At 42.9% G+C, this 16,274-nt stretch carries 18 protein-coding genes; 4 read left to right on the top strand and 14 right to left on the bottom strand.

Translation table 11 applies throughout. The features are described 5' to 3' along the window. Window positions 1-66: 66 nt before the first annotated feature. Window positions 67-1,290: a substrate-binding domain-containing protein gene (locus ACTNBF_RS12250; protein WP_427806868.1), complete on the bottom strand. Its 1,224-nt coding sequence runs from the start codon at window positions 1,288-1,290 to the stop codon at window positions 67-69. A gap of 304 nt (window positions 1,291-1,594) precedes the next feature. Here ACTNBF_RS12250 and ACTNBF_RS12245 point away from each other — a divergent pair, with 304 nt between their 5' ends. Continuing rightward, complete coding sequence (locus ACTNBF_RS12245) at window positions 1,595-1,765, top strand: DUF362 domain-containing protein (protein WP_427806869.1); 171 nt, start codon at window positions 1,595-1,597, stop codon at window positions 1,763-1,765. Window positions 1,766-1,958: 193 nt separating this feature from the next. Continuing rightward, window positions 1,959-2,555 carry a helix-turn-helix domain-containing protein gene (locus ACTNBF_RS12240; RefSeq protein WP_441089348.1) on the top strand — a complete coding sequence of 199 codons (597 nt, stop codon included), beginning with the start codon at window positions 1,959-1,961 and terminating at the stop codon, window positions 2,553-2,555. Between the two features lie 56 nt (window positions 2,556-2,611). On the opposite strand, the gene dnaB is transcribed toward ACTNBF_RS12240, so the two are convergent. From dnaB to ACTNBF_RS12205, 7 genes are all read right to left on the bottom strand, one after another. After that, a complete protein-coding gene (gene dnaB / locus ACTNBF_RS12235) occupies window positions 2,612-3,964 on the bottom strand; it encodes a replicative DNA helicase (protein WP_427806872.1) in 1,353 nt (450 codons plus the stop codon). A 12-nt stretch (window positions 3,965-3,976) separates the two neighbouring features. Beyond that, window positions 3,977-4,423, bottom strand: a complete 447-nt coding sequence (gene rplI, locus ACTNBF_RS12230) for a 50S ribosomal protein L9 (RefSeq protein WP_427819954.1) — start codon at window positions 4,421-4,423, stop codon at window positions 3,977-3,979. After that, a complete protein-coding gene (locus ACTNBF_RS12225) occupies window positions 4,424-6,472 on the bottom strand; it encodes a DHH family phosphoesterase (protein ID WP_427806874.1) in 2,049 nt (682 codons plus the stop codon). Further along, window positions 6,363-6,650 carry a hypothetical protein gene (locus ACTNBF_RS12220; RefSeq protein ID WP_427819953.1) on the bottom strand — a complete coding sequence of 96 codons (288 nt, stop codon included), beginning with the start codon at window positions 6,648-6,650 and terminating at the stop codon, window positions 6,363-6,365. Before ACTNBF_RS12220 ends, ACTNBF_RS12225 begins: the two co-directional genes overlap by 110 nt. A 504-nt stretch (window positions 6,651-7,154) precedes the next feature. Further along, window positions 7,155-8,174 (bottom strand): UDP-glucose 4-epimerase GalE, encoded by a 1,020-nt coding sequence (galE, locus tag ACTNBF_RS12215; protein WP_427806876.1) that lies wholly within the window; start codon window positions 8,172-8,174, stop codon window positions 7,155-7,157. Between the two features lie 186 nt (window positions 8,175-8,360). Further along, on the bottom strand, window positions 8,361-9,464 hold the full coding sequence (locus ACTNBF_RS12210) for a phosphotransferase enzyme family protein (RefSeq protein ID WP_427819951.1): 1,104 nt from the start codon (window positions 9,462-9,464) through the stop codon (window positions 8,361-8,363). Next, a complete protein-coding gene (locus tag ACTNBF_RS12205) occupies window positions 9,464-10,390 on the bottom strand; it encodes a nucleotidyltransferase family protein (protein WP_427806878.1) in 927 nt (308 codons plus the stop codon). The genes ACTNBF_RS12210 and ACTNBF_RS12205 overlap by 1 nt, the downstream gene beginning before the upstream one ends. Before the next feature lie 311 nt (window positions 10,391-10,701). Here ACTNBF_RS12205 and ACTNBF_RS12200 point away from each other — a divergent pair, with 311 nt between their 5' ends. Further along, entirely contained in the window at window positions 10,702-11,619 is a 918-nt protein-coding gene (locus ACTNBF_RS12200; RefSeq protein ID WP_427806879.1) for an AraC family transcriptional regulator, read from the top strand. 69 nt (window positions 11,620-11,688) lie between these two features. Here ACTNBF_RS12200 and rpsR read toward each other — a convergent pair whose 3' ends face one another. From rpsR to ACTNBF_RS12170, 6 genes are all read right to left on the bottom strand, one after another. After that, complete coding sequence (gene rpsR, locus ACTNBF_RS12195; protein WP_441089347.1) at window positions 11,689-11,952, bottom strand: 30S ribosomal protein S18; 264 nt, start codon at window positions 11,950-11,952, stop codon at window positions 11,689-11,691. A gap of 17 nt (window positions 11,953-11,969) precedes the next feature. After that, on the bottom strand, window positions 11,970-12,404 hold the full coding sequence (locus ACTNBF_RS12190; protein ID WP_427806880.1) for a single-stranded DNA-binding protein: 435 nt from the start codon (window positions 12,402-12,404) through the stop codon (window positions 11,970-11,972). Between the two features lie 13 nt (window positions 12,405-12,417). Next, window positions 12,418-12,705: a 30S ribosomal protein S6 gene (gene rpsF / locus ACTNBF_RS12185; RefSeq protein ID WP_427806881.1), complete on the bottom strand. Its 288-nt coding sequence runs from the start codon at window positions 12,703-12,705 to the stop codon at window positions 12,418-12,420. Window positions 12,706-12,806: 101 nt separating this feature from the next. Then, on the bottom strand, window positions 12,807-13,001 hold the full coding sequence (locus ACTNBF_RS12180) for a DUF951 domain-containing protein (RefSeq protein ID WP_427806882.1): 195 nt from the start codon (window positions 12,999-13,001) through the stop codon (window positions 12,807-12,809). Between the two features lie 29 nt (window positions 13,002-13,030). Further along, the gene (srtB, locus tag ACTNBF_RS12175; RefSeq protein WP_441089346.1) at window positions 13,031-14,149 is read right to left on the bottom strand and encodes a class B sortase; all 1,119 of its coding nucleotides are present in this window, start codon (window positions 14,147-14,149) and stop codon (window positions 13,031-13,033) included. A gap of 144 nt (window positions 14,150-14,293) precedes the next feature. After that, window positions 14,294-14,710 (bottom strand): hypothetical protein, encoded by a 417-nt coding sequence (locus tag ACTNBF_RS12170; RefSeq protein ID WP_427806885.1) that lies wholly within the window; start codon window positions 14,708-14,710, stop codon window positions 14,294-14,296. Window positions 14,711-14,933: 223 nt separating this feature from the next. On the opposite strand from ACTNBF_RS12170, the gene ACTNBF_RS12165 reads away from it, so the two are divergent. Further along, entirely contained in the window at window positions 14,934-16,250 is a 1,317-nt protein-coding gene (locus tag ACTNBF_RS12165; RefSeq protein WP_441089345.1) for a Na+/H+ antiporter NhaC family protein, read from the top strand. Window positions 16,251-16,274: the final 24 nt, after the last annotated feature.

Below are 16,274 nucleotides of genomic sequence, written 5' to 3'. Positions count from 1 at the left end.
TTCTCGCTGAGTCTTGATACGGCGGGTTTTCCTATAGCTAATCATGTCTGACTGATTCTCTGATTGTTAATACATCATTTTCTGAATTGCTTCGCTGTCCATATTATCTCTTGTCACCCAGGTGAATCCTGCATTCACTTCTGCTTCATTGCCCTGACTGAGGATCGCGCGTGCGCAGGCTACGACTGTAGCGTAACCGATTCCGTATGGATTCTGAACAATCAAGCCATCCAATGAACCTTCTTCCAGACGCTCCAGCTGTTCCTTCCCGCCATCAAAGCTGACCACTTTGACATCATTTCCATCCAACTCCTCCAGAACACTGAGTACCAGTTTTGCCGTCGTTTCATTCGTTGTATAGATTCCCTTCACATCCGGGTGTTTTTCCAATATATACTTCACTGCATCTTCCTGAGTCATACTTGCAGCAGCCTCGTCCACGTCCGGAGTATCACTGTCTTCACCATCTTTCTCCGGCTCGCTGCTGCCATTGTCCTCTGTCTTATCTTCTTCTTTTTGTTCCAGTTCAATCTGCTTCTGTAAATCTTCCAGATCATCCAGGTGATACTTTTCTACCACCTGCACATTCGAATGCTTCTGCTGAATCGTATTTTGGAATCCTTCTTCTCTCTCTTTTGCTGAGGTTGATTTGTTATCATGCATCACAGCAATTACTTCGCCCTCATTATCAATCATATCGCAAAGCTTATTCGCCGCCATGGCCGCTGCTTCCATGTTATTTGTATCGATCATACATACGATATCCTGATAATCTGTCCCCGAATCAAATGCTACTACCGGAATTCCATTTTCAGCCGCCAGATCAAACTGTACTTCACAGGCCCCAGAGTCAACTGCCGCAATTCCTATTGCTGACGGATAGCGTGCCAGTTCTTCATCCAGAATATTTACCTGGTCATCCACATCATCTTCCATCGCCGGTGCAGAATACGTCAGCTTGACTTTATCATCACCCTTATATCCCAACATACTGTTCATATCATCAATGGCTCTCTGAGCTCCTGCCTTGATTTCTGTCCAATAAGCAGATGAACTGCCTCTTCCAATAATGGAAATGCTTGTTCCCTTCTCAAGCGTAAGCCCCTGTACATTTCCATAAGCCATCGGCTGCAATACATCCAGATTGCTCTGCTTTTCATTGGTCTGCACTTCTGTCTTATTCGTAGCAGTATTGCTGTCATTTCCAGTATTCTGCGCCTGTTCACTGCATCCCATTACAAACAAAGATACGCACAAGATCACAGCTAAACTATTCCATCGTTTTCTCATATAACCTCGCTCCATTTCGTCTGTCCAGTATTCTTTCTCTTCGTGTAAATATCAAGTTCGACTCGGCAGAACCGTAAATCCGCTTGTTCATATACTAACCACTATACACCAAAACCCTAAAAATAGGGAGAAATTTTTTCTTAAGATTTCGTAAAGATTCTATGCATAATTTACAAAAATATGAGCAAGGTTATGCAATGTTCATAATTTAAAGCATAAATTCCCTTGTATATTTACGAATGATGTATTAGAATAGAATCATGCTGAACAGCAAAACTTTTATATAAAAGGAGGATACATAACTATGGCACATGTAATTTCTGATGAATGTGTAAGCTGTGGCGCTTGCGAAAGCGAATGCCCAGTAGGAGCTATCGCTATGGGTGATGATCATATGCAGATCAACGCTGACGCTTGTGTTGATTGCGGCGCTTGCGAAGCAGCTTGTCCTACAGGAGCTATCAGCGCTGAATAATCAGCTTTCTGCAACTCTGATGTAGCAAAGTAAAAGGCAGTGGATTTTAGAATCCGCTGCCTTTTTTGCAGGATTTGTCGAACGATTTTTCCTCCATTTTCAATATTCTATGCTACAATGTAAGTGTTACATGTACTAGCTTCAGAAACTTTTTTGTTTTCTGAAGGTCATTAATAGAATAAGGGGGTATCGTATGGGCGACGTTCATTATATGATATCAGAAGCGGCAAAACAAGTAGGCGTGGAATCCCACGTCCTGCGTTATTGGGAAGAAGAACTGAATCTCCCGATCGGACGCACTGATATGGGGCATCGACACTATACGAAGGAGGATATACAGCTTTTTTGCTGTATCAAAGAACTGAAAAATCAGGGTATACAACTAAAGGATCTTAAAGGATTAATTCCTGACCTGATTCGTACCCGGGAAATACTGAAAGCCAAAAATAATCACCCCAAAGAAGATCCGGATCTTAAAGGCCGAACCTCTGAGCCACTTCCTTCTGAAAGCGGTACCGGCACTCCCGTCCAGGACCCAACTCTTGCATTTCTCGCAGTAGTACAGGAAATCATTACCGGAAACAATAAAGTTCTGGAAGAGCTCATTACCAGAAGTGTCTCTGAAAAAGTAAACAAAAACATGGATTTTCTTCTTCAGGCGAAAGAGCGCCAGGAAGAAGACCGGTTTCGAAAACTGGATCACTTGATCCGGCAACAGCAGAATAGTCGACGCGAGGCAGCAAGACCTGCTCCTGTACGATATCTGCACAAAATCTTTGGAGAAACCTAAATCTTATTTTCATATTAGGCACTTACACAAAAAGATTGCACCACGGTGCAATCTTTTTACTCGTCATAATCCTGTTTTCTCTGTGAATTTGCAAATTTCGTGTATTGTGGCAGCCAGGTCAGTGTAACCGTACCGATCGGACCATTTCTCTGCTTGGCAATAATGATCTCTGCCTCATTCACATGTTCTGTATCTTTATTATAGTAATCGTCTCGGTAAATAAACATAACCACATCCGCATCCTGCTCGATCGCCCCGGATTCACGAAGATCCGAGAGCATCGGACGATGATCCGGTCTCTGCTCTACCGCACGGCTGAGCTGTGATAACGAAATAACCGGAACATGCAGTTCTCTCGCAAGAGCTTTCAGTGAACGGGAAATGTCGGAAATTTCCTGCTGACGCGACTCACTTCTTCCTCCTACACTTCCGCTCATAAGCTGCAGGTAGTCGATAATGATCAGTTCCAGATTGTGTTCCAGTTTGTATTTTCTACATTTGGAACGCATTTCCGAAATAGAAATTCCAGGAGTATCGTCAATGATCAGATTGGATCGTCCGATGATTCCTGCACCCTCGATCAGCTTCTCCCAGTCGGAATCTTTTAGATTACCGGTTCTCAGAAGCTGTGCATCCACATAAGATTCCAAAGAAAATAATCGATTTACCAGCTGTTCCTTTGACATCTCGAGACTGAAAATAGCTACGGTTTTATTCTGCCTGAACGCAACATGCTGCGCGATATTCAGGACAAATGCCGTCTTTCCCATAGACGGTCTGGCTGCAACCAGAATCAGGTCGGACGGCTGAAGTCCGGATGTCTTGTAATCCAGATCAATGAAACCCGTCGGGATTCCGGTAACCGTACCTTTGCTTTTCGAAGATTTTTCAATTTTCTCCAATGCATTTAATACAACCTGCTTGATTGGTACGAAATCCCCGTTATTTCGATTCTGAACCAGTTCGAATACTTTTTTCTCAGTCCGTTCCATAATCGCTTCTACCGGTTCCTTAGCCAGATAACAGGCATTCGCGATTTCCTCATTCATCTTGATCATTTTGCGAAGTGTTGACTTTTCAGCAACAATCTCCGCATAATACTTCACATTTGCCGAAGTCGGCACAGCAGCGAGCAGATCCCGCACAAATTCCAGACTGCTGATTTCCTCAGGAACATCCTTCTCTTTCAAACGGTTCTGCAACGTGATCAAATCAACAGGCTTTCCTTCGTTGAACAACTCCACCACCGAATCAAAGATCACTCCATAAGCGGTCTGATAGAAATCATCTCCACAAATAATCTCGGAAGCCGTTGTGATCGCATCCCGGTCCATCAGCATAGCACCGACAACAGACTGTTCTGCTTCTATACTGTGCGGCGGTACCCGCTTGATAAGCGCTTCATCCATTCACAGCTCCCCCTATGCCTCTCCTACATGTACTTTCAGCTCTGCCGTTACTTTCGGATGCAATTTTACCGGCACAAGATGCATTCCAAGTGTTTTTATCGATTCTTTTAATTGAATTTTCTTTTTATCGATATCAATTCCCATCTGCTCTTTGACAGCAACTGCAATCTCCTTTGATGAAACAGAACCAAATGTCTTGCCGCCTTCCCCGGTTTTGATCTTCAGTTCTACTTTACCTTCTCCAAGTTTTGCTGCCAGTTCCTTTGCAGCATCAAGATTTTCCTGAGCAACTTTTTCCTCATTCTGCTTTTTCAGCTTCAGATCATTCAAATTCTTTCCATTTGCTTCAACCCCAAGCTTTTTCGGTAAAATAAAGTTTCTTGCATATCCGTCATTTACATTTACAATTTCTCCTTTTTTCCCAAGAGACTTCACGTCCTGCATTAAAATAACTTTCATCTAGATATCTCCTTCTTCAATCATAATATCAATTGTTTTCTTAAGTGTCTCGATTGCTTTCACCATATCGGTATGTTCGAACTGCGCCCCGGCTGTATTGATATGTCCGCCTCCGCCCAGTCGTTCCATAATGATCTGAACATTTACCTCATCAATCGATCTTGCGCTGACATAAATCTTTCCGTTATATACAGTAAGTACAAAGGACGCTTTGATTTCCTCAATATTGAGAAGTTCATTTGCCGCCTGTGCACCAATGATCGTCGGGCTTTCAATTCCCAGATGTTCTCCTCTGGCGATTGCATAAACATCCCTGTAAACTTCTGTACTGCTGATAACCGATGCTTTCGCTCTATAAGAAGCCATGTCGTCCCGGAGAAGTTTGCGAACATAGGTAATATCCGCTCCACATCTTCGCAAATATGCTGCCGCCTCGAATGTACGTACTCCTGTCCGATTCATAAAATTATTCGTATCAACCAGAATACCTGCATACAGACTGTTTGCTTCCATCACAGTCATCTTCAAATCGTCTGCAATATACTGCAAAACCTCTGCAACCATTTCACAGGCAGAAGAAGCATACGGCTCAATATAAGACAAAACCGCATTTTCAATCACTTCATCGCTCTGGCGGTGATGATCCAGAACCGCAATCGTCTTCGTCATGCGAAGAAGCCGTTCGCATTCCGTCATCTTTGGCTTATTCGTATCCACTACAACAACCATCGTATTTTCATCCGCCAGTTCCTCCGCCTCTCGGGGGGTGACAAACAGATCCTCCGGGTATGCTGTATTATTAGAAAATGCTTCATACAATGGCCGTAATGTTACCGAAATATCATCCAACACGATATTGACCTTCTTCTCCATCGCAGATGCCGCACGATAGATGCCGATTGCTGCGCCAAAAGAGTCTACATCCGGTATCTTGTGCCCCATTACGATCACACGCTCTTTTGCAATGATAAACTCCCGGAGTGCCTCAGCCTTGACACGGGCTTTCACACGCGTATTTCTGGAAGTCTGTTCACGTTTTCCGCCATAATAAGTAATTCCTTTGCAATTTTTAACAACTGCCTGATCACCACCACGGGCAAGAGCCAAATCAATTGCAACGCGGGCATAGTTATACCCCGCCGAATATGTGTCCTTGCTCAGTCCCAATCCGATACTGAGCGTAGCCGGAACCTGATTTCCAATATTTACGTTCTTCACATCGTCCAGAAGCGAGAACCGGTCCGCTTCCATCCGATTGAAACTTTCCTTCTTAATTACAATAAAATACTTATCTTTCTCCAGCTTCTTTGCAATACCATTCAGATTTGCAATATACTGGTTGATCTTACGGTCGATCAGAGCCACCAGAAGAGACTGACGAACCTCTTCCACACTCTCCATCACTTCATCATAATTATCGATGTAAATCAGTCCGGCAACAAGGCGCTGTTCCTCATTTTCACGAATATAAGCATTCAATTCGGTTACATCCTGCAAATGAACTGCAACGAAATATTCCTTCTCTTCCGGAAATTCCAGCAACTGTTCAGATTCATTAAAATCCTCCACAGATACATATTGGATTTCTGCCTGATAATCCTTGTCCTTGTAACCGAATTCCAGATTGACCGTCTCCCCTTCTTCCTTCGGGAAAGCACTTCGGTTCAGTTCCGGAATATATCTGCTCAAATACGCATCTTTTCTCTTTTCTTCTCCCAACACATCGTCAAACTGTGTATTGGTCCAGATAATCTTACCATCACTTTGCAATATTGCATATGGTATAGACAATTCCTTTAACAGTGTATTCTGGACTACGCTGTACTGCGCAGCGAACTCCACCATGTCCGCCAGTACCAGCGATTTACTGTAAAAGTACATGACAGTCACACACGCAGCATACACGAGAACAAATACGCCCATGACGATTCCGGCTTTCTTATCGATCCAGAAAATCCAGATATTCATCGCTATCAGAAATAGCGTCATGATTGACGGCCACTGCATATAAAATTTTAATTGTCCTTGTAATTTGATATCCTGCTTCATAATAGTCATTCCTCATAATCAGCTGTACTGGTTGAACTTCGTTCTTTCGCTCACGGGCTTTCGCCCTATGAAAATCATAGCCCGCAAGCTTGCCTGCCAGCAGGCAGTCTGTCACTTTTGGTTTTCGTTTGGTTTTTCCCCGCCGTGCCAAGCTCAAGAACTTCGTTCTTTCGCTCACGGGCTTTCGCCCTATGAAAATCATAGCCCGCAAGCTTGCCTGCCAGCAGGCATCTTGCTGTCTTTGATTTTCGCACGGCTCATTGCCTACTTGAACATTATAACACCTTTCTTTTGTTTAGGGAAGTAGAAATGATTTTGTATCTTTATTCTAGTGTGCTGGCGTGAAGTTTTGTTTGGTATCAGGATGGTCTATATAATCCACACAATGAACTCATCTAATTCAAGCCATCATGTATCCAACACCACAATTCCACCTCCGCGACTTCTCAGAGTTCCCTCCCCATTTGAAAAAGTCAGCCCGAAGAAGGGCGCATAGATTGATATCGAACAATCCAGTCGTGCTTAGCGGAGGTGAAATCCGGTGCTTACGCAGTCTTAGGTGCGAGGGCATTCCCGAGCACCTTAGTCTGCGTTAGCAACTAGTTCACCGCAGCGTCACGACGTTCGCTATCAATCTATGCGCCCTTCTTCGGGCGTCCCTTATTCAAAAAAACACTTTTTATTATTTTGTATTATATCCATCTGGATTCTGGCTCTGCCATCTCCATGAGTCTTCACACATTTCTTCGAGTCCGCGCTCTGCAACCCATCCGAGTTCTTCTTTTGCCTTCGTTGCATCAGAATAGCAGGTTGCGATATCGCCAGGTCTTCTTGCTTTGATCTGGTAAGGAATCGGTTTTCCACATGCTTTTTCAAATGCATGAACCATATCCAATACGGAATATCCGGTTCCGGTTCCAAGATTGTACACGCATACACCGGCTTTTTCTTCAATCTTCTTAAGTGCTTTTACGTGGCCGATTGCAAGGTCTACAACATGGATGTAATCACGCACGCCGGTTCCGTCATGTGTATCGTAATCGTCGCCGAATACGCCGAGGCACTCCAGCTTGCCGATAGCAACCTGAGTGATATACGGAATCAGATTGTTCGGAATTCCCTTCGGATCTTCTCCCATCAGACCGCTCTTATGCGCTCCAATCGGGTTGAAGTAGCGAAGAAGCACTACATTCCATTCCGGGTCTGCAGTATGCAAATCTGTCAGAATCTGTTCAAGCATCCATTTTGTCCATCCGTATGGATTGGTACAGGTTCCTTTCGGGCATTCCTCTGTGATCGGAATGAATGCCGGATCTCCGTAAACAGTAGCTGAAGAGCTGAAGATAATATTTTTAACGCCATGATTGCGCATCACTTCACAAAGAGTGAGCGTTCCGCCGATGTTATTCTGATAGTATTCCAACGGTTTTGCTACAGACTCACCTACTGCTTTCAGTCCGGCGAAATGAATAACGGAATCTATGCTTTCTTTTGAGAAAATCTCATCCAGCGCAGCTCCGTCCCTGATATCTGCCTGATAGAAAGTTACCTTTTTCCCGGTAATCTTCTCCACACGTCTAAGTGCTTCCTCAGAAGAATTGCATAAGTTGTCCACAACAACTACGTCATAGCCTGCATTTAAAAGTTCTACGCATGTATGACTTCCAATAAATCCAGCTCCACCCGTTACTAAAATTGCCATGATCTAATCCTCCTATATGTTCGAATCATTTCTTCTAAACTTACTATATCATACTTTTCTGAAATAGGGAATACTTTTTACTAAATTTTTCAATTATATTTACTAAAAATATTGGTCGTTTTACTAAACACCCATCCTTTTATATAAGATAAAAGCCCTTGCCGGACAAGCACGGGCTCTCTATCTTTATTTGTACTTATCAATAATCTCACGCATGGTATCCCATTTAGCTTCCATATCCTTAACCAACTTGAACTGAGTTCTGCAGCGATCCAGGTTATGATTTTCGCGATGGATCTTAAAATAAGTATCCCCCTGCAGGTAATCGGTCAGGAAACGCATACCACATTCAAAGGTCATGACCATAGCGCCCGTTGGCATCAGGTCGATTTCCTTCTCTGTCAGTTTACCTCCACAACCCTCAATAAATCCCTTTGCATAGAGATCGAAGAGTTCCATATCGCAGGAAACTTTCGAAAGATCCTGTTCATCTTCCGTAGCTGTACTCGCTCCGAAACGGATCGAATCACCGAAATCATTCATGGCAAGTCCAGGCATAACCGTATCCAGGTCGATTACACAGATGCCTTTCCTTGTCTTGTTATCAATCATGATATTGTTCAGCTTCGTATCATTGTGCGTAACACGGAGCGGGATCTCTTTCTTTTCCAGCAGATCCGCGAACACATTTGCCAGATGTTCATGCTCCAGAACAAACTGAATCTCCTTCTGTACAGAAGCAGCACGTCCGCATACATCATCTTCCACCGCTTTCTTAAATACCTGGAATCTTGCTTTTGTATCATGGAATCCTTCAATCGTCTCATGAAGCGTTTCTGCCGGATATTCTGCAAGGAGTCTCTGGAAATTACCAAAAGCGACTGCACTCTGATAAAAGTCTTCCGGACTTTCTACCTGATCGTAACTGGTTGCATCCGTAATGAATTTGTAAGATCTCCAGTATTCACCTTCAGAGTCTACAAAATATGGCATATTATCAACGGTACGGATCACATTCAGTGTCTCACGGTCCGGATCCCCTCCGTTTTCAATAATCTTCTTGCGCAGATAAGAAGTCACGTTCAGGATATTCTCCATAAGTTCTATCGGTTTTGTGAAAATGTTCTTGTTCATTCTCTGTAAAATAACCTTGATCGTTCCCATTTCTGCGATTTCAAATGTCAACAGATATGTATCATTAATATGCCCGCTACCATAAGGTCTTTCATCGATCAGCACGCCTTCATACCGGAACTGGCCTATCGCTTCATCAATTTTTCCTTTTCCCATTATGCTTCCCCCCAAAGTTTCTCAGGATAACGTCCTTCTGCCTTCATTTTCTTAATTGCCTGAACTACAACCGGTTTGTCTTCTTTATAAGTCACTCCATACCATTTATCTGCAGAAGCCAGAACTGCAACCGTTGCACGTCCTTCTTCCAGAAGTGTACTTACGACAGCCGGAAGGAAATATTCACACTTCATCGGATTTGATACAAGTCCCTTTTCCAGAAATGCCGGGAATCCAGCCTTGATTTCATCTAGAATGCTGCGTGTGAATCCCCACATATTCATAGACACCAGTGTATCTCCCGGAAGTTCGGTCCATGACGCTCCATCATCTTCAGAATAAGCGATTCCACCGTTTCTCTTCTCAATACGTGTTCTTTCTGTGATGCGTACCAGTTCTCCGGCCTCATTCGTATCACACACTCCACGTGCCACATGACCATTGTCCGTAACCGTATTTTCCAGCTTATATCCTACCATCGTGTAACGATATTTATCATCATCCTCATGAGTTGCAAGATAATCATAGATAACCTGGAACGCATCTCTTCCATAGTAGTCATCTGCATTAATTACAGCGAATGGCCCGTCTATCTCATCGATCGCGCTCAGAACCGCATGAGCCGTTCCCCACGGTTTCACACGTCCTTCCGGCACTTCAAATCCTTCCGGAATATTGTGCAGATCCTGATATACATAAGCAACCTCCATCTGCTCTGCCATACGATTTCCGACAGCCTCTTTAAAATCTGCTTCATTTTCTTTTTTGATAATGAAAACAACTTTTTCAAAGCCTGCGCGCTTTGCGTCAAAGATGGAGAAGTCCATGATGATATGTCCCTGCTCATCTACCGGATCAATCTGTTTGAGTCCACCGTAACGACTTCCCATTCCTGCCGCCATGATTACTAATACTGGTTTTTTCATTTTCCATCTCTCCCTACTTTTATTTTCGTTTTACTTACTTTAACTAAGTCCATAATATAACTTTTTCTCTCTTTCGTCTTTATATAATCAATCTCTAAATTTGTCTTATTATATCCTTATATATAGATTATTTCCGATTATTTGCACATATGTGAAAAATTCATTTATATTATCTTTTTATCATTTTGCACTATCAGCCACTTATGATTGATTTTTTCCGAGCATTGGTTTAATATACTTATTGAGAATATATATTTCGGTTCAATGACTCTGATTATTTATCATTCGCACCGTCACACTGGAGGCAATATATGGGTTATATTGGCGTACAACTTGAAGATTCCATTCATATTGATGAATTATACACTGTTCATTATTTTGAGTACATGAATAATTTTTCTTTTGCAGGTGAATCCCACAATTTCTGGGAGTTTCTCTATGTAGACAAAGGAGAAGTCGGTGTCATTACGGAAACGACCTACCACCTGCTAAAAAAGGGCGATATTATTTTCCATCAGCCCAATGAGTTCCACGCAGTAAAGGCAACCGGTGATTCTGCCCCCAATCTGGTCGTGGTATCATTTGCATCGAAATCGCCAGCCATGAATTTTTTTGCCGGTAAGATCCTGCGAATTGATGAGTTGGAGCGAAACCTTCTGGCAGATACGATCATCGAAGCAAGAGACTGCTTCGCGTGTCGCCTGGATAATCCGTATCTGCAGCATATGGAAAAGAAAACACCGAATTCTTTCGGGGCAGAACAGATGATACGACTTGATCTGGAGCACCTGCTGATTCATCTGGTCCGCCATAATACCAATCCGATTGTTTTTAAGAAAAATTTCCCCAAACTCCCTCCCAAGTCAACCACAAGCCGGAGCGATACCGAGATTTTCAACCGGGTGGTAAATTATCTGGAAGCCCATATTCACTCGCATGTGACCATAGAGCAGATCTGCCGCGATAATCTGATCGGACGTTCGCAGCTTCAGAAGATTTTCCGCGAAAAATGTTCCAAGGGAGTCATCGAATACTTCTCATCCATGAAAATCGATGTGGCCAAGCAGATGATCCGAACAAATCACATGAACTTCACCCAGATTTCCGAACAGCTCGGTTATACTTCGATTCATTATTTTTCCCGGCAGTTTAAGAAAATCACCGGGATGACTCCTTCCGAATATGCCTCTTCGATCAAGGCCATGGCAGGCGGCAGTTTTGATGATTAACCGAATACACGCAAAACAAAAAGGCTGAATTCCCGGAAAATTTCCCGAGATTCAGCCTTAATATTTTAATTAATCCTGAACGTATGGCATTAAAGCGATATGTCTTGCTCTCTTGATTGCTACTGTAAGAGCTCTCTGATGTTTTGCACAGTTTCCTGTGATTCTTCTCGGAAGGATCTTTCCTCTTTCAGAAACATATTTCTTTAATTTTGCTACATCTTTATAATCGATTTCGTTGTTCTCTTTACCACAGAATACACAAACTTTTTTTCTTCTGCGTCCGCCTCTTCTCCTCATCGGAGAATCTGGTCTGTTTCCTTTTTCGAATGCCATTTTGCACATCTCCTTTCCTAGTTAAAAGGTAATTCCTCATCAATTCCGTCCGGAATATTCATGAAGCCGTCACCAGCATCTACGCTTGGTGCCGGAGCCGGGGCGTTCTGATAAGACTGTGCGCCGCTCGCATTCTTGCTTTCTGCAAATTCCTGCTCCTCAACAACAACCTCTGTTGTATAGACCTTCACACCATCTCTGTTGGTATAGCTTCCGGTCTGGATTCGTCCGCAGACCGTAACGCGCATTCCCTGACGGAAATAACGTTCTGTAAATTCTGCGCTCTTACCGAAAACAACACAGTTGATAAAATCTGCACTCTGTTCTCCGTCACGCTTGAATCTACGGTCTACAGCCAATGTATATCTTGCAATAGCGAGAGCATTCTCACCTTGTGAATATCTTACTTCAGGATCTCTTGTCAAACGTCCCATTAAAACCACTTTATTCATACGCTGCCTCTTTCTAAGCTTCGTCTTTCACGCATAAATATCTGATTACACCGTCCATGATACGGATTCTCTTCTCAACTTCGCCCGGTGTAGTTGTATCAGATTCGAAGTGGACAAAGTAGTAATAAGCTTCTTTCATTTTCTGGATTTCGTAAGCTAATCTTCTCTTTCCCCATTCATCAACGTCAGTTACGTTACCGCCGAAACGTGTTACAAGTGCTTTCACCTTTTCGATAACTTCTGCTCTGGCGTCGTCTTCGAGTTTTGCGCTGACAACAACTGCTAATTCATATTTGCTCATGTCCTGCACCTCCTTATGGTCTCTGGCTCCCGGATTCGCCGGGAACAAGGATAAAAATAGTATATCACAAGTTGGTATGATACCATAAATCAACACACGTTTCAAGCTTTTTTTCTAATTTCTTTTGTATTTTTCTCCACAAGTTTTCTGGAAACCATCACCTGATGTCCGCATCCCTGGCATTTCAGCCGGAAATCTGCTCCCACACGCAAGATCTCCCACTCCGAGTTTCCGCAGGGATGTGGCTTTTTCATCCGGATGATGTCTCCCACTTCGAATTTTACATCTATAGCCATCTTCTCCTCCTGTTTTTCAATTTTGTTTCCTAATTTTTGGCCTCAACCAGCATCCCGTGAACGACTAAACGTTCATCATTATTCGCCTTTGTACAGGTTGAAAGCGTTACAATTTTGGAATCCAGATCCGGTTCCACACCTGTATCGTAAAAGCTGGATTCTTTTGTTATTTGAAGGAATGACCGGAACGCCTCATCATCCGCAAATTCATATGTATAATTCTCAGCTATATCTTTTACAATGCCCGCAGAATAGATCTGATATTTCAGCTGTGCGCCATCCGGAGTATAAATATAAAAGCAAGGATATTTCTTCCAGAACTCTTCACTTTCATATTCATCCAGTTCATTAAACATCGTCCCGTTATTCATATGATGTCCGTAAATAATTGTATTTCTGTCAGTAAAATCCGGATTATTATCCACATTAACGAAAATCGTTCCAACCGTATTCTCATACCCCTTAAACGTCTTCGACAAATATTCACTGTTGTCTTTTCCCTGAACTACCGGATAATTTATAATCGCAGGTTCATCGAAACGAATCCATGCCACGACGTCCGGGTTGATTTCCTTCAACGCGTCAAAGTCCACCTGATAACGATCCGCTTCCTCTTGATCAATGCTCACAACCGTTTTCTCAATTTCGTCATATTCTGCTTCTCCTTTGTGATATCCATAATAAATATCAAACAACTGATAAGCTGAGTATGCAAAAACTGCCAGAGCAATAATCAAAATGATCTTGCTGATAACTCCAGCCGCCTTTGAGCCTTTACTGTGCCGTTTCCTTGGGCCTCTTCTGTGCGTTTTCTTTTTGTGTCCCGTGCTTTTTCCAGCCATATGCTCTGATTGCATTTCTTTTTCCTGTATGCCGGTATGCTCCGCATACTCTTTTTTCGGACGTTTTCTACGCTGTTCTTCGTTCATTCCTTCCGGGCGTCTTTTCGGGCGTTCATTCATCATACCTTCCGAATGTTTTCGCCGACGTTCTTCTCCCGCTCCTTCCGGACGCTTCCTACGACGTTCTTCTCCTGCTCCTTCCGGACGCTTCCTACGACGTTCTTCTCCTGCCCCTTCCGGACGCTTTTTTCTATTTTCTTTCTGTATATCTTCTTTTTTTATTTCCCTATTTTTTTCTTCTTCCATTACTGCCTCCCGGGAATCTTGTTATAACCAGAAGTATAACACACTTTTTAGACTTTTTTAATAAGAAGTTTATTGATTCCACAGAAAGTCTGTGTAAAATAATAATATACCTTTTACCACAACACTACTATAAAGATTGGATGATTAGAAATGAAAGAAAAATTTATGCGTTTTATGTATGGTCGCTATGGGGTCGATTCTTTTGGAAGATTTATGATGTGGACCGGAATTATCATGTTTCTTCTTTCCGGCTTTTTTCGATGGAACTTTTTGTACTATCTGGCGTTGGTAATACTTATTTATACTTATTTCAGAATGTTCTCCAGAAACATTTACAAGAGATCCTCCGAGAATCAATCTTTTCTGAAAGCGACCGCAGGCATTCGGAACTTCTGGTGGAACCAAAAAAAACTTTTCAAGCAGCGTAAGACGCATCATATCTATAAATGTCCTTCCTGCAAACAGAAAATCCGTGTTCCAAGAGGAAAGGGCAAGATTGAAATTCGCTGTCCGAAATGTCAGACTACCTTTATTAAACGCAGCTGATATTCTTAATTTCAATACATAATTTAAGGGAGCATATCACATGCTCCCTTAATCTATATATTTTCGGCATCATTCTGTTGATATTTCGTTTTGTTTCTTTCTGAAATATCATTATATCACTACAGATTTTTTTGCTTCAACTCTTTTCCCCATTTTCGTATAGATATGTTATACTTATGCATAGCGTTGCCTTACACCATTGGTGTATTGCGCAAAAACACAAAAAAGGAGATTTTATATGAAAAAAGGAAATTGGAAAGCACTTCTTCCGATCGGAGTCTTCCTGATCATGTATCTAGGCCTGGGAATTCTTTTTGAATACGGGCTGCATATCACAATGGGCTTCTATAATATTCCCATAGTAGTCTGTTTTCTGGCTGCTCTTCTGGTCGCCTGCCTTCAGAATCCAAAACTGAGTTTTGATGAAAAGCTGAAGGTCATGGCAAAAGGAGTCGGGGATAAGGATATCATCACTATGATTCTTATTTTCATGACCGCCGGAATTTTTGTCGGTGTTGTCGGCAGAAGCAGTGCTGAAAGCGTTGCCTATTTTCTGCTTTCACTGATTCCCGCGCGCTATGCAGTTATTGTACTTTTTATAGTCAGCTGTTTTGTATCTCTTGCCATGGGAACCTCCGTCGGAACGATCACTTTAATCACACCGATTGCTCTCGCCGTAGCTGAAGGTTCCGGTTTTGCCGCACCACTCTGTATCGGTTCTGTCATGAGCGGTGCCATGTTCGGTGACAACCTATCTTTCATTTCCGATACCACGATCGCCGCCTGCAATGGACAGGGCTGTGAAATGAAAGACAAATTCCGTGCCAATTTTGCCATTGCCCTTCCTGCGGCGTTGATCACTCTGTTCGTGTTCTTTATCCGCACCTCAGGGCATGCAGGATCTACGAATTTTCATACCGATTACAACCTGATCCAGGTTATTCCTTATCTGCTCGTCCTGATTGGTGGAATCATCGGCATCAATGTATTTGTTGTCCTTTTGATTGGCATTGCATCCGGCTCCGTCATCATGCTCGCGACAGGCACCACAAAGGCCACAGAACTTCTGAGCCACATGGGAGACGGTGTTTCCAGCATGTATGAGACTACCATGGTCGCTATCCTCGTTGCCACCCTCTGTGCTCTGATTCACGAATACGGAGGATTCACCGCCCTTCTCGGTCTGGTCAAACGCATATTCAAAAGCAGGAAAAGCGGAAAGCTTGGCATGGGGCTTCTTGTTGGTGCAATGGACATTGCCACCGCAAATAATACCGTGGCAATCGTCATGGCTAACCCGATTGCGCGCGAAATGGCTGAAGATTATCAGATCTCTCCCCAAAATGCCGCTTCTATACTGGATACATTTTCCTGCATCTTCCAGGGGATTATCCCATACGGTGCACAGATGCTTGTGGCAATCTCGGCAGCTGCAGGACTAGGATATGAGATTTCAGCATTTGACATTATGCCGAATCTTTATTACCCCTATCTTCTGCTGATCAGTTCCCTGGTGTTTATCTTTCTTGTTCCGGAACGGGATACAAATAGATAACGGATTGCACAAAATTTCAAAATA

The organism is Bariatricus sp. HCP28S3_A4, assembly GCF_052066395.1.
In the GTDB taxonomy this organism is placed as follows: Bacteria; Bacillota; Clostridia; order Lachnospirales; family Lachnospiraceae; genus Allocoprococcus.
Note: the sequence above shows the minus strand (reverse complement) of the source record. Positions and strands in the feature narration are given on the sequence as shown.

Bases quoted from the DNA above. Each gene is read 5' to 3' on its own strand.
- ACTNBF_RS12250 (WP_427806868.1), bottom strand. From the start codon at position 1,290: ATGAGAAAACGATGGAATAGTTTAGCTGTGATCTTGTGCGTATCTTTG.
- ACTNBF_RS12245 (WP_427806869.1), top strand. From the start codon at position 1,595: ATGGCACATGTAATTTCTGATGAATGTGTAAGCTGTGGCGCTTGCGAA.
- ACTNBF_RS12240 (WP_441089348.1), top strand. From the start codon at position 1,959: ATGGGCGACGTTCATTATATGATATCAGAAGCGGCAAAACAAGTAGGC.
- dnaB (WP_427806872.1), bottom strand. From the start codon at position 3,964: ATGGATGAAGCGCTTATCAAGCGGGTACCGCCGCACAGTATAGAAGCA.
- rplI (WP_427819954.1), bottom strand. From the start codon at position 4,423: ATGAAAGTTATTTTAATGCAGGACGTGAAGTCTCTTGGGAAAAAAGGA.
- ACTNBF_RS12225 (WP_427806874.1), bottom strand. From the start codon at position 6,472: ATGAAGCAGGATATCAAATTACAAGGACAATTAAAATTTTATATGCAG.
- galE (WP_427806876.1), bottom strand. From the start codon at position 8,174: ATGGCAATTTTAGTAACGGGTGGAGCTGGATTTATTGGAAGTCATACA.
- ACTNBF_RS12210 (WP_427819951.1), bottom strand. From the start codon at position 9,464: ATGGGAAAAGGAAAAATTGATGAAGCGATAGGCCAGTTCCGGTATGAA.
- ACTNBF_RS12205 (WP_427806878.1), bottom strand. From the start codon at position 10,390: ATGAAAAAACCAGTATTAGTAATCATGGCGGCAGGAATGGGAAGTCGT.
- ACTNBF_RS12200 (WP_427806879.1), top strand. From the start codon at position 10,702: ATGGGTTATATTGGCGTACAACTTGAAGATTCCATTCATATTGATGAA.
- rpsR (WP_441089347.1), bottom strand. From the start codon at position 11,952: ATGGCATTCGAAAAAGGAAACAGACCAGATTCTCCGATGAGGAGAAGA.
- ACTNBF_RS12190 (WP_427806880.1), bottom strand. From the start codon at position 12,404: ATGAATAAAGTGGTTTTAATGGGACGTTTGACAAGAGATCCTGAAGTA.
- rpsF (WP_427806881.1), bottom strand. From the start codon at position 12,705: ATGAGCAAATATGAATTAGCAGTTGTTGTCAGCGCAAAACTCGAAGAC.
- ACTNBF_RS12180 (WP_427806882.1), bottom strand. From the start codon at position 13,001: ATGGCTATAGATGTAAAATTCGAAGTGGGAGACATCATCCGGATGAAA.
- srtB (WP_441089346.1), bottom strand. From the start codon at position 14,149: ATGGAAGAAGAAAAAAATAGGGAAATAAAAAAAGAAGATATACAGAAA.
- ACTNBF_RS12165 (WP_441089345.1), top strand. From the start codon at position 14,934: ATGAAAAAAGGAAATTGGAAAGCACTTCTTCCGATCGGAGTCTTCCTG.